Source organism: Alkalihalophilus pseudofirmus OF4 (assembly GCF_000005825.2).
In the GTDB taxonomy this organism is placed as follows: domain Bacteria; phylum Bacillota; class Bacilli; order Bacillales; family Bacillaceae_D; genus Alkalihalophilus; species Alkalihalophilus pseudofirmus.
Window position 1 is genome coordinate 3,139,619 of record NC_013791.2, and the last position, 12,529, is coordinate 3,152,147.

General features: G+C 41.1%; 12 protein-coding genes and 1 pseudogene. 5 read left to right on the forward strand and 8 right to left on the reverse strand.

The genetic code is table 11. The features are described 5' to 3' along the window. Positions 1–51: 51 nt before the first annotated feature. On the reverse strand, positions 52–192 hold the full coding sequence (locus BPOF4_RS22495; RefSeq protein ID WP_012960194.1) for a hypothetical protein: 141 nt from the start codon (positions 190–192) through the stop codon (positions 52–54). 63 nt (positions 193–255) lie between these two features. Next, a complete protein-coding gene (locus tag BPOF4_RS15740; RefSeq protein WP_012960195.1) occupies positions 256–885 on the reverse strand; it encodes a restriction endonuclease in 630 nt (209 codons plus the stop codon). 205 nt (positions 886–1,090) lie between these two features. Here BPOF4_RS15740 and BPOF4_RS15745 point away from each other — a divergent pair, with 205 nt between their 5' ends. The 3 genes and pseudogenes from BPOF4_RS15745 to BPOF4_RS15755 all read left to right on the forward strand — a co-directional run bounded on the left by BPOF4_RS15745 (position 1,091) and on the right by BPOF4_RS15755 (position 3,193). Continuing rightward, positions 1,091–1,822 (forward strand): SDR family NAD(P)-dependent oxidoreductase, encoded by a 732-nt coding sequence (locus BPOF4_RS15745; RefSeq protein WP_012960196.1) that lies wholly within the window; start codon positions 1,091–1,093, stop codon positions 1,820–1,822. After that, positions 1,815–2,843: pseudogene (locus BPOF4_RS22660) on the forward strand (S-adenosylmethionine:tRNA ribosyltransferase-isomerase). Before BPOF4_RS15745 ends, BPOF4_RS22660 begins: the two are co-directional and overlap by 8 nt. After that, positions 2,840–3,193 carry a VOC family protein gene (locus tag BPOF4_RS15755; RefSeq protein ID WP_012960197.1) on the forward strand — a complete coding sequence of 118 codons (354 nt, stop codon included), beginning with the start codon at positions 2,840–2,842 and terminating at the stop codon, positions 3,191–3,193. The pseudogene BPOF4_RS22660 and the gene BPOF4_RS15755 overlap by 4 nt, the downstream one beginning before the upstream one ends. Before the next feature lie 324 nt (positions 3,194–3,517). Here BPOF4_RS15755 and BPOF4_RS15760 read toward each other — a convergent pair whose 3' ends face one another. Together BPOF4_RS15760 and BPOF4_RS15765 are read right to left on the reverse strand one after the other, a co-directional pair. Then, positions 3,518–4,156: a response regulator transcription factor gene (locus BPOF4_RS15760; RefSeq protein WP_041822499.1), complete on the reverse strand. Its 639-nt coding sequence runs from the start codon at positions 4,154–4,156 to the stop codon at positions 3,518–3,520. Next, positions 4,153–5,289: a GAF domain-containing sensor histidine kinase gene (locus BPOF4_RS15765; protein ID WP_012960199.1), complete on the reverse strand. Its 1,137-nt coding sequence runs from the start codon at positions 5,287–5,289 to the stop codon at positions 4,153–4,155. Before BPOF4_RS15765 ends, BPOF4_RS15760 begins: the two co-directional genes overlap by 4 nt. A 115-nt stretch (positions 5,290–5,404) precedes the next feature. Between BPOF4_RS15765 and BPOF4_RS15770 the strand changes: the two genes are divergently transcribed. Next, positions 5,405–6,019, forward strand: coding sequence for a restriction endonuclease (locus BPOF4_RS15770; protein ID WP_012960200.1), 615 nt, complete (start codon positions 5,405–5,407; stop codon positions 6,017–6,019). Positions 6,020–6,213: 194 nt separating this feature from the next. Beyond that, positions 6,214–7,479, forward strand: a complete 1,266-nt coding sequence (locus tag BPOF4_RS15775; RefSeq protein WP_012960201.1) for an L-lactate MFS transporter — start codon at positions 6,214–6,216, stop codon at positions 7,477–7,479. A gap of 85 nt (positions 7,480–7,564) precedes the next feature. Here the strand turns inward: BPOF4_RS15775 and BPOF4_RS15780 are convergent, their stop codons facing one another. The 4 genes from BPOF4_RS15780 to BPOF4_RS15795 form a co-directional block, all read right to left on the reverse strand. Next, positions 7,565–9,262, reverse strand: a complete 1,698-nt coding sequence (locus BPOF4_RS15780; RefSeq protein WP_012960202.1) for a putative ABC transporter permease subunit — start codon at positions 9,260–9,262, stop codon at positions 7,565–7,567. 10 nt (positions 9,263–9,272) lie between these two features. After that, complete coding sequence (locus tag BPOF4_RS15785; protein ID WP_012960203.1) at positions 9,273–10,067, reverse strand: ABC transporter ATP-binding protein; 795 nt, start codon at positions 10,065–10,067, stop codon at positions 9,273–9,275. A 124-nt stretch (positions 10,068–10,191) separates the two neighbouring features. Next, positions 10,192–11,790 (reverse strand): Na/Pi cotransporter family protein, encoded by a 1,599-nt coding sequence (locus tag BPOF4_RS15790; protein ID WP_041822500.1) that lies wholly within the window; start codon positions 11,788–11,790, stop codon positions 10,192–10,194. After that, a complete protein-coding gene (locus BPOF4_RS15795; protein ID WP_012960205.1) occupies positions 11,787–12,455 on the reverse strand; it encodes a phosphate signaling complex PhoU family protein in 669 nt (222 codons plus the stop codon). The genes BPOF4_RS15790 and BPOF4_RS15795 overlap by 4 nt, the downstream gene beginning before the upstream one ends. Positions 12,456–12,529 lie beyond the last annotated feature (74 nt).

Here is a 12,529-nt window from a genome sequence, read left to right on the forward strand (position 1 = left end):
TCATCTCAAGCAACTCAGCCTTCTAGCTCCACCATAAAAACCGGACAACGTTTACGCTGCCCGGTCATCATCTTCTTTATCTGTTTTTGAAGTAAAATAATACAATTTCGGAATATGGAAAAATGGAACATACTCAAGCAGTAATGAAGCTCCAACAAACGCAACCATTTGAAGGTCAATTCCTTTTAGCATCACGGCACGCTCCTCTTTTGGGCAGTTTATGATGCCACATGATTGTCTTATGACTAGTGAACCTTACTGCTTATAAAAGTATTCCCCCGCCTGAATAGCACCTCTGACCTCAGGAGGCTTCTCTAAGCTGTTTGTTGAACTAAAGGCGACCGGTTCTAAAGGAACGTCTAACACTTCCCACGCCTCCGCGTATCTTCCTTTTTTAAAGGCTTTAATAACTACATCTAAGTCCAAGCGATCGACAATATGAACGTCCGTTGCTGCGGCAAGTTTCAAGCAGGAATCTGAGAGTTTATCTGCTGTTGTAATAATTAAAGCCCGCTCTGCCCCGTAAAAGGCTTTTGCTGCATATACTTCCTGCACCGCGGATAACCCTAACTTCTCGCGATATCGCTTTGCTTGAACGACACACTTCGTCCCGTCTTGCTGCTCATAAAATAGATCAGCCCCGTAATCTCGGCTTTTCTTGGTCTGATAAACCTGCTCATACTCAAGAGCTGAGATCAGCACATAGAGATAATCCTCAAATTCATGTCCATCCATTTTATCGATATCACGCATTGTAATTTTAGCCAAATCAAATTTTCTTCTTCGCCCAACTATCCATTTAATCCAGCCTATTAATAAAAGGACTACAAGAGCCACCGCTATCCAGATCACTAACGAAGAACTAATTGAAAACGAATCAATCAACCGTCTTCACACCTTTCTATTCACATGCCCTCATCATACGGGATTCTCCCCCTGCATGCAAACATATGTTTTTCATCGCTCTACATCAAAAGTCGTAGAGACGGCTCAACCAGATTATGCAAAAAAGATCCGTATCTTCACCGAGGACCGCGGACCGCGTAATTCGTAAACTGAAAGTAACTAAAACAAAGGAGCTGGTAGGATCATGCAGAAACAAAAAGTAATTATGATCACTGGAGCATCAAAAGGATTAGGAAAAGCATTAGCTCTTCACCTTGCTGCTAAAGACCATAAATTAGCGATTTGCGCACGAAATGAGAAAGAGCTGAAGCAAGTAGAAAATGAGATTCACAGACGTGGTGCAAAAGTCGTTGCGGCCGTCGCTGATGTAAGTAATAAAAAAGATGTAGAGCGCTTTGTTTCTATAACTGAAAATACCTTCGGCAAGATTGATGTTCTAATCAATAATGCCTCTGTATTCGGCCCTGGCCCAACGTACTTAGCAGATTACCCTGATGAGGCATTTGAAGACGTCATTCTCTCAAATATTACGAACCCTTTTTATATGACAAAGAGAGTATTACCCGGCATGCTTGCTAGACAAAGAGGAACCATCATCTCAATCACTTCTGAAGTTGGTATTACTGGCTATGCAGAATGGGGAGCCTACAGTGTCTCAAAATATGCCCTAGAAGGATTGGCTGCTGTCTGGGCGGATGAGTTGAAAGGTACAGGAGTCCAAATAGTGCTGGTCGACCCAGGAGAAATGGATACGATTATGCACAAAATTGCGGTACCAGATTGTAATTACTCTCTCTCATCCCCAGAACAAATTGCACGAACACTAGAATCAGTCGTATTAGATGAAACGATGAGCTTAAACGGGAAAAGATTCGAAGCACAAGACCTTATCGAGGAGGGACCTCATGATGATTAATAGTACGATCCATTCATTTAAACTACCACCTAATCTGCATGCCACTACGCCTGCAGAAGTTACAAGAAATCAACGCAGCGATGTAAGGTTAATGACTTTACACGGAGACAGCGGGGCTTGGGATCATCACACGTTTGAAGATATTATAGACCTTCTTCAGCCTAATGATCTTCTTATCTTAAACACTAGCCGTACCATTCCAAGCTCACTTCGGACAGTAGATGGGGCAGAGGTCCGACTTTCAAGAAAGATAGATGAACAGGTATGGGAGGTTTTAATCTTAGAGGAACGTTTAAACGAATCCACCACTCTCTATTTTGATGATGGAATCTCGGCATCTATCGTCGGTCCAGGTATGGCTCCTGAGTTGACTCTTATTGAATTTTCTATTGGAGGGGAGGAGTTAATGCACTTCTTTTACAATCATGGTCAGCCAATCACCTACGAATATATCGATTCTCCGTGGCAGCTATCACATTATCAAACAGTCTATAGCCATTAGCCTGGATCTGTAGAGATGAATTCAGCGGGGCGTGCATTTTCTCATAAAATGCTGAAACAATTAAAGGATAAAGGAGTTCAGATCGCCTATGTGTGCCTTCACACCGGCCTAAGCTATTACGAGAACAACCGCTGGCCTGATCCTTTAAGACACTTTGAGTGGTTTTCAGTGGGAGCTGATACCGTTGAACATATATACAAAACAAAAAAGGGAGGACATCGTGTGGTGGCAGTTGGAACCACTGTGGTGCGCGCGCTAGAAAGTGCATATGACCCCAAAGCTGGATTGCAGCCACAAGAAGGGCTCACTAATGTATATATTGAAAAAGATACGACCTTAAAAGTTGTAGACGGCCTGATTACAGGATTTCATGAGCCTGAAGCGAGCCACCTTGATATGTTATGCGCCTTTGTTCAAGAAAAAAAGTTGATTGAGGCCTACCAAGCAGCCATAAACGAACAGTATCTATGGCATGAGTTTGGTGATTTGAATCTCATTTGGAAGCGGACCTATGCATGAAGCTGCATCATCTTGGAATTGATGTCGTTGATCTTAATAAAAGTACAGAATACGTCCAATCTACTTATCAAGCTCGGTTTCTTTTTGAAATCACTTTTGGTGAGGAGACGATCCGATTTTTCCAGCTGAATGAGTTCATGCTCGAGCTTATTTATCACCCTGCCAAAGAACAATTAAGCTGTCATGTTGCATGGCAAGTAGATTCGATTGACCGCATTCTTAATCACATAAGCAGCGAGGACGAAAAAAAGATCGAAGGACCCTATCAATTTGAAAATGGCTTGACATCTATTTTCCTCGAGGTAGATGAGGAGCTGTATGTAGAATGGTTGGAGGAAACTCCTCTTTAAATAGACACTATTGAAACCCCCATTCCTTCAGTAATGGTTGATTCCTGCTGCAGGTACTCGCTTTCCGCGGGCCGCGCACTTGATAAAACATCTCCCTACAGTAGTTGTTGATTTCCGCTGCAGGCACTCGCTTTCCGCGGGCGGCCCGGGAGCTTCCTCGTCGCTTTGCTCCTGCGTGATGTAAAGCAGGGCTGAGACCCCACAGGGCCTAGCCTGAGGAGGCTCAGCAGCTTCACGCGGAAAGCGAAGTATATTTCAGGAGCGGCGAGCTTATTCTTCCCTCCCGCACGTTTGACGACTTTTAAGATTGGCCCCTAGACCCTGTTAATTTATCCCCATCCTCATTGCAAATAAGGCTGCTTGTGTTCGATCTGAGAGCTCTAATTTAGAGAGGATATTTGAAATATGCGTTTTGACTGTTTTCTCTTTGATATGTAGAACATCCGCCAATTCTTTATTACTTCGTCCTTTTGCTAATTCTATGAGCACTTCTTTTTCACGCTTGGTCAGTCTTTTTACTTTAGCTTCCTCCTCGTCTTCCTTATGTGAAATTCTAGTCAGCACGTACTTCATCACTTTGCTGTGCACTTTACTCTCACCTGCATGAAGAGCACGGATCGTTTCTGCTAATTCTTCTGGGTCAATGTCTTTTAACTGATAGCCGCTTGCACCAGCTTTCAGCGCGGGAATCACATAATCTTGATCCGAGAAGCTCGTTAAAACTAAAATCTTCAATTCGGGGTTTACCTTTATTAACTGTTTTGTAGCTTCTATTCCGCCCATCACAGGCATGACAATATCCATAAGAACCACATCCGGTTTTACAGTTTGAACAAGCTTTACAGCCTCCTCACCGTTTGTTGCTTCTCCTACTATTTCTATGTCGCTTTGTGTATCTAGAAAAAAACGCAGGCCTCGTCTGACCATTTGATGATCGTCTACGATAATCACTTTAATCATCATTCTCTCTCCTTTTTTGTTCGAAAGATGTTTTGTTCGTTAGAGGCTAGAGGAATAGAAATTGAAATCACAGTTCCCTGATCAGGAGCACTCTTCATGTTAAAGGTTGCGCCAATCTCTTGTGCTCTTGTTCGCATGTTGAGAAAGCCGTCCCCACTAAAGATTGAATGATCTTGTGGGGAAAACCCGCATCCAAAGTCTGTAATACTAACCATCCAATTAGATTCATCTCGATCAAAATGCAGGTCGACGCTTTTTTCTCCTGAATGCTTGCTGCAATTATTTATTGATTCTTGAATGATTCTCCACACATTGCGCTCCACCCTAGATGGTAATTGAACGTTCCCGTCACCTTTTACATTCACTTTTATTCCAATCAGTGCTGCATAACGATGGATGGCAGCAACAATCCCATCTTCTAGTTCTTCCGTACTCGTCTGCCAAATGATCTGCTTTAACTTTAGAAGAGCCTCACTGGATACCTCTCCAATTAAATCTATGGCTTCGTTTACATTCGTATCCTCACCCTTGCCTTTTATCCCTTTAGCAGTAAGTGACACAGAAAAAAGTAATTGATTTACAGAATCGTGCAAGTCGCGAGCTAATTTATTTCTTTCATCCATTCTCGCAAGTTCTCTTTTTTTTTCTTCCTGTTTCAGTCTATAAATAGCAGCACCAATTTGAAGAGCTACTGTTTCTAATACCTCTAATTCCTCGTTAGAAAAGTGGTTTTTATCAACAGAAGCAATATTAATTAACCCATATGTCCTATCCCCCGCAAAAATGGGGACCGTTGCATGATGAGTTAAGCCTTTGGTTGGTCTGCCTAATTCACTAGCTCTTTCAATCCTTCTGCATTCCATAATATTCGCTGCTTTTTTCAATTGTCCGTTCATATATTTATCTTTACACCAGCAGCCACCCTCACACATGAGCTTTGAGCGATGTTCGAGCCCGCTTGGAAGCCCATGATGAGCAACCATTTGATGACGATGGCCTTCAATTAAAAAGATCCAACCTGTATCATGATTAGTTACTTCTAACAGCCTCTCTAAAACAGATTGAAGCATAGTAGAGAGGTCTTCCCCCACATTTAACGTTCGAGCGATGACTTTAAGCGTATGGACGACATTCACCTGACCAACTCCTTCTCTTTATTATAACGTTAACACCGTTTTTCAGGAATTATTTACATATTATTGATTTTTAGTGGAATAGTAAGAATGATTTGTATAGAAAGGATGTTGCCTCGTGCAAGAAAAGAAAACAACCATGATGGGTAAAAAGAAACGATATCCTTTTTTGCCTACTCTCTTATTTGTCATTACATTTTATATGGTCCAGCTTTTTCAATATAACGTGACTGTATTCTTTATCGTATTAGGGTTATTAGGATCCATTCCGCTATCTTGGTACGGATGGAAGCAGCTTAAGATCGCAGAACAGCGATTATCTTCTGCCCGTGAAATTGATGGGATGACTCATCATCAATTCACTTTATTCTTAAAGCCTCTCTTTCAAAAGCAAGGTTACTCAGTCACAAAAGTAAAGCACTCAAATGAACATGGCGTTCATCTCATTGTACGAAAGCGCGGCATAAAGGCGATTGTACATGCTAAGCTAAGTCAAAATGAAGTTCAGGCTAAAGCGCTGCGAGATATAAATTACGTTAAGGAACAATATAAAGCAAATCAAGTAATAATTGTGACGAATCACCTCTTTACAAAAGAAGCCGGACAATATGCTACCGCAAATAAAATCATCTTAATGGATCATAATACGTTAGATGCGATGATCCAGGTCTTTATGAAAAAACGAAAAAACCATCGCTTTATTGACAGGGTTCGATCTGCTTGGCTTGATTAAACCCCCTCCTGTAGAGTACGTGCTCTACAGGTTTTTTTGCGTAAAAAAAGAAGAAAGATGTCTATTTGTACACTTATATAAAAAATAAAAAGTAACAAAATTTTCATAATTTATTGATTTTTCTATCTAGAGATTATACCCTGTTATATATGAAAGGGTTTTCATAGCTTTAGAAAGAGAAGGAGGAGAGAAAGATGAATACAACGAAAAACAGGTGGTTAATTGCTTTATCTGCCATCGCTATCCACCTATCCATTGGCGGAGCTTATGCTTACAGTGTCTACACGTATCCTATAAGTGAGCAAATGGGCTGGTCGCCAACAGAGATTACGATTGCCTTTACGATTATGATGGCGCTCGCTGGTACTTCTGCAGCTTTCTTCGGAAAATTTGTTGAACGCAGCGGACCTAGAAAATCTGCCATTGTTGCTGCTGTCCTTTTCGGTTTAGGACAAGCTGGTTCAGGTGTTGCCATTGCGCTCGGGTCCTTGCCGCTTTTCCTGTTAACATATGGACTAGCCAGTGGATTAGGTCTTGGTATCGGATATATTTCACCTGTATCTACTCTTGTAAAGTGGTTTCCTGACAGACGAGGACTCGCAACAGGCATGGCAGTTCTCGGATTTGGGAGCGGCGCACTTATTACAGCACCCATCGCTGCTAATTTGATGAGCACCATTGGCATCTCCGCTACATTTTACGTACTCGGTGCCTGTTATTTCGCCTTAATGCTTGTGGGTGCTTCCTATATTGCCCCGCCAAAAGAAGGTTGGATGCCGGCTTCGATGAAACGTAATATCGCTTCTGGAAAAAAAGTAATCAAAAAAGATCTTCAGCAGCTGACTTCAAACGAGGCTGTCAAAACGAAACGCTTTTGGATGCTTTGGACAATGATGTTGATCAATACAACAGCCGGAATTATGATGATCTCTGTTGCTTCTCCAATGGCTCAAGAGGTTGTAGGCTTATCTGCCGCTGCAGCTGCTACATTGGTTGGGATCATGGGTATCTTTAATGGGGGCGGCCGTCTTGGCTGGGCAGCCATTTCAGATTATATTGGACGCTCAAACGTCTTTCTCATATTCTTTGTAATCCAAACGATTGCCTTTCTAACATTACCGATGATTACTAATGTTATCATCTTCCAGCTTCTTATACTGCTTGTTGTCAGCTGTTATGGCGGCGGTTTCTCCAATCTCCCAGCCTTTGTAGGAGATTTATTTGGAACAAAACAGTTAGGGGCCATTCACGGCTACTTATTAACAACATGGTCACTTGGCGGGATATTGGGTCCAATGATCGTATCCCAAATTAGAGAACGTACAGACAGCTATATTCCCGTTTTCTATGTCTTCTCAGCCTTGATTCTGCTTGCGCTGCTTGTGTCTATTATGATGAAGCTAGATATTAAAAAGAGTGAACAAGAAACAAAACAAAGACAGGAACAAGTCGTTTCTTAACCTTGCAAGCAGCAAAATAGACTGACTGGTCAGTCCAAAAAAGGTCTTGCGCATAAGCTGATGCTTATCGCAGGACCTTTTTCCATTATTCTTTTACAAAATTAATAGTGATTCCCCGGTCAATCTCCTTGGCTGTGAAGGTTAAAGCTCCCCATACCGTTATAGCGGTAATGAACAGGTTTAGTGCCAAGCCGACTAACGTCACTATGATTGGCATACTCGATTTTAACCCGATTATCCATTGAACAATCATCATAAAAAAACCACTTGATTCATCCCCCAGCAAAAAAACTAGCTCACTGGCAGGCAGTAATGTTAAGCCAAATGGAATTACTTGTATGAGCACATACCCCATTGCGACAAATAATAAAATGAACGAGGTTCCTGTTTCTAAGCGATTTTGAGGGTTTTTATGATTAAACTTCGCCCCAATGGCACCAAAATATAATCCGATAGCGCTTGAGCCTAGACCGGTTAATCCAATTAACAACCAACCAGCTACCGTATGAAAAGGTGACCATCCGAATATAATAGCACAAATGATCTGCAGTATTCCGATAAATCCGAATAGAATCAGCCAATGAATCCACAGTTTCCCAACAGCAACCTCAATTCCCTTTAAGGGCAGCACCCGCAGCAGGTCAATTGAACTTCCTTCTCTTGCAACAGAGCCAGAAGTGAATGTCGACGTCATAAAGGAAAACAACCCTAGAGCAATAGCTTGAAGACTGATCCAAGAAAGGGCGGGAACTGTTTGAAGAAACTCCATATTGCCGTCTCGAATCATAATCGAGAATATAGGAAAGAACATAAAAAATGTCATAGGAATCAGCATCGTCCATTCTCTCATATCCCTCTTGATCGTCCGCCATTCTTTTAATCCAACCTCAATGATTGGAGTCCTTACTTTAAATACAGCAGAGGATGCCTTCTTTTTCTTTCGGTTTGATCTGCTTTCATTCATCTGAATCCAGCCTGTACGAAATCCTTTATCCACCAGCATAGAAGATAGATATAAGACAGCTAATGTCAAACCTGCGAGCAATCCACTAAACAAAATGGTTTCTCCCGTTACGTCACCGAGTAAAAGATGACTGACGCTTTCTCCAGCCCAATACAATGGCAGCCATTGAGGAAGCTCTGGGATAAGCATAGAAGACTCCCCCCCGCCCCCTCGAGACATCATTGTAGGGATTTGAAAGGCCACATAGCCTAGAATCCCTGCAAAAGCAGTAATTACAGTCATCAATTCCTTCGCTCTATGGGCAGGGATCATTTGAATAAGAAGTAAATTAAGTAAATAAGCAATCCCAAGCCCCATTAATACAACCAAAATGGCTGTAAAATAAGCAAATGGGTAATAAAATATATTGGCCCCCGCACCTAGACCAAACATGGTAAGTAAGACGAGTGAAGCTGCTAAAATCAGCCCTGGTATTCCAAGAAATACCTGCGTGAACTTTGCCCAGTAAATATGAGTTGATTTTAATGGCAAAGTGAACAACAAGGTTAAGTCATCATCGCCGTACAATTTGGTAAACACTTGTGGTACAGCAAATAAAATTAAGAAAGCAAAAAGAGATAGAAAACTAAGAGAAAGGATATCACTTAGTAATTCTCCCGGAAGCGTCCTTGCTACAGAAAATACGATACCGCTAAAAAAGAGAACCGCAAATCCTATTGCAACACCAGAAATGATAAGCGTCGTTTTGGCTTTATCGGAAGATTCTTTAAAGCTATTAAGATTCATCCTCCAAAACCAGCGAATTAGATTCCACGTCATACCCTCACCTCTATTCCCTAATCCCTTTTGATGGATAATCTTCCATTTCTTGCACGTATGATTGTGTTTCACGATCTCCAGTCAGCTCCAAGAAAAGATCTTCAAGCGATGAATCCTCACTGCCTTTTTCCTGACGTAATTCATCTACTGTTCCAACTGTTAATAGATCCCCATTTTTAATAATAGCAACCCGGTCACACATCTGCTCAGCAATTTCTAAAATGTGAGTGGACATAAATACCGTCATGCCGCCTCTACATAATTCTTGAAGCAGATTTTTCATCGTACGAGCTCCTTTTGGATCTAGTCCAACAGTAGGCTCATCAAGAAATAACACTTTCGGTTCGTGCAGAAGCGCTGCACACAGACTAAGCTTTTGTTTCATCCCATGGGAATAGGTTTCAATGAGCTCATCTAACCTATGTTCAAGCTGAAACATGCGGACATACCGCTCGGCCCTTTCTTCAAACTCTTCTTCCTTCAATCGGAACACACTCGCTGTAAACTGGAGGAACTCACTCCCTGTCAGCTTAGGATAGAGCTTTGGCTGATCAGGTACATAGGCAATCTGTTTTTTAGCCTCAAGTGCTTCCTTCCACATGTTCACCCCGGAAATATGAACCGTTCCGTTTGTTGGCTCTAGCAATCCTGTCATCATCTTAATCGTTGTCGTTTTCCCCGATCCATTGGGCCCTAGAAAGCAAAAAAGTTCCCCCTTTTTCACTTCTAAATCAAATGGTTTAACGGCATGATTTTCTCCGTACTCTTTTGATAGTTGATTAAGCTTGATCCTTACTTCATTCAAGCTGCTTCCCCCTTAGTTATCTATGATCTGATATGTATAGCCTAGATTAAAAAAAGATAAGGTGAATCATCATAGAGATGAATTCACCTTATCATCCTAACATAATTTGTCATTAAATTCAGGCTTAGATAATACCTAGCACCGTTCTCGATATATTCATAGAGGCATGCTGCAAGCGCATAAGCTGATTGACTAAATCAAGATAAATAGCGCTTATTGCCGGGTTGTATTCATTCTGCTGAAGCAGCGTATTGAAATGATCAAATCTAAAATCTCTTTCTTTCTCACTAAGTGCGCCTTGTTCTCTAATGACTTTTCGAACTTGCTTATTATTTTTTTCTTCACAAGCTGTGATTGCATGCTGCAAAATATCTTCAATAGTTGGGATAAACTCTTTTAATCTCTCGGCATCTTCTGCCACTAACTCAAAATGCTGATTTCGCAGTTTTTCAATATTAGCTGAAATTTGGAGGACAATATCACCTATCTGCTCTAGGTCATTTAACATATATAGGAGCTTTACCTCTTGGTCTGATTGTTCCTTTGACAAATCTTGCTGGGCAAGCTTTAAAAGATACTGTTGAATAATTAAATAAGCTTGATCTATATATTCTTCTTTGCGTACGATCACATGATGGTCTATGTTCCCGTCTATAATTGCCGGAATGGGAGCAATTATTTCCGTTTGAATATAACGCGAGAGCTTGAGTACTTCTTTCTCAGTCTGAATAAGGGCTTCATCCGGGATTGCTAAATATTGCTCACTTATATGAACAACCTGCCTTGGTTCAGATGGAGGGAGAAACCTAGTCATTAATTTAGCCAAAAGAGCTAAAAATGGGAGCCAGCATAGTGCTAAAAAGATATTAAAAGCAGTATGAAAGTTAGCAATCTGTCGTTCTGCTTCTCCAGGGATAAACATACTAATCACAGGGAATATCAATAACATCATTCCAACCACAACGACAATTGACAGCTTCATAACTAAATAGGCAAAGGCAACCCTTTTTCCTTCCCGTGAAACAGAGAAGCTAGCAATTAAGACAGGTACAGTTGATCCTACATTTGCTCCAAGCACAAGCCAAATGACTTCTTCATAACCCATCGCGCCTGCTGAATAAAAGGAAATCCCAATAATAATCATTGCCACGCTGCTATGAAGGGCTGCGGTTACCCCTACACTCAAAAGAAAAAGCCAGATTGGTTGACTCGTTAGACGCAGCATCCATTCTGTTATAAAAGGATCATTTGCTAAAGGTGAGACTGCTTGTGACAGGTAAGAAATTCCGAATAACACTAACCCTAGACCGAGAAGAACTTCACCCGCTGGTTTCACACGATCCGTAGAGATAAACACAAGGAAAATAACACCGAGAAAGATAAATACCGGGGATAGCTGACTAATATTGAAAGCAAGCACTTGCACAGTGAGTGTCGTTCCAATCGCAGAACCTAATATCACACCTAGTGCTTGCACAAACGTGATGATCGAGTGACTCACTAGTCCGACTGCAATAATGGACATCACCGTGCTGCTTTGTAAGAAAAAAGTAAAAAAGAGACCAACAATTAATGCCTGTAATCTATTTTTAACGAGTACGCCCATTTGATGACGCAGTTTATTAATAGCTGCTTTTTGTAATCCTTTACTTAGTCGATTCATTCCATATAAAAAGATGCCAAGCCCTCCTATGAAGCTTAGAAGGCTCTGTGTAATCATCATGGAGAATTCCTGCTTATTGAGGAGTGGCAGTCTAGTAAATACTGTCTGTAATCTCTCGCTGCATTGGAAACATGATCGGCCATCCTTTCAAAGAATCGACTCATTAAAATCAACTTGCCCCCGCTGTCTGCAGGAAGCTGCTCTAGACTAAGAGAATCAGTAATCCGCTTAAAGGACTTTTTATTCAAACGATTAACGACCTCATCTTCTTTTTCATAAATAGCTTTTAAGCGTGAACAATCTTCCTCTTTAATCCCCTCTTTAAGAGACTCAAGCATTTGACCAATATTCTTCATAAACTGAGAAAAAGATTGTATGACAAGATGAGGTACTGAGTCAATTGGCGCCACAACAATGATATTAATGACATGATCACCAACACGCTCTAAATCTTTAGCCATCTTTGAAAATAAGAAAAGCCCCTTCACTTGTTTGATGGCGAGCTGTTCATAGGATAAGAGCTCAAGCACCTTTTTTTGTATCACTTTATTAATGGCATTCATATCTTTTTCTGCTTGCAAAATACTTTCCTTATCAAAGGTTGAGTCTTTCTCTATCGATTCTGAGCTAAGCTGCAGCATCTGGTAGCTTAATTCGACCATTAAAAGAAGCCGTTCTTTCAATTCATTTATTTCTCTGTCAAGAAAGTTGGTCCGTGTCAGCATCCGTATCCCCCCTTCTTATACTTGTATAGAAAAGTCTTACTCACTATGCGTATGAGTAAGACTTTTCATTGTTT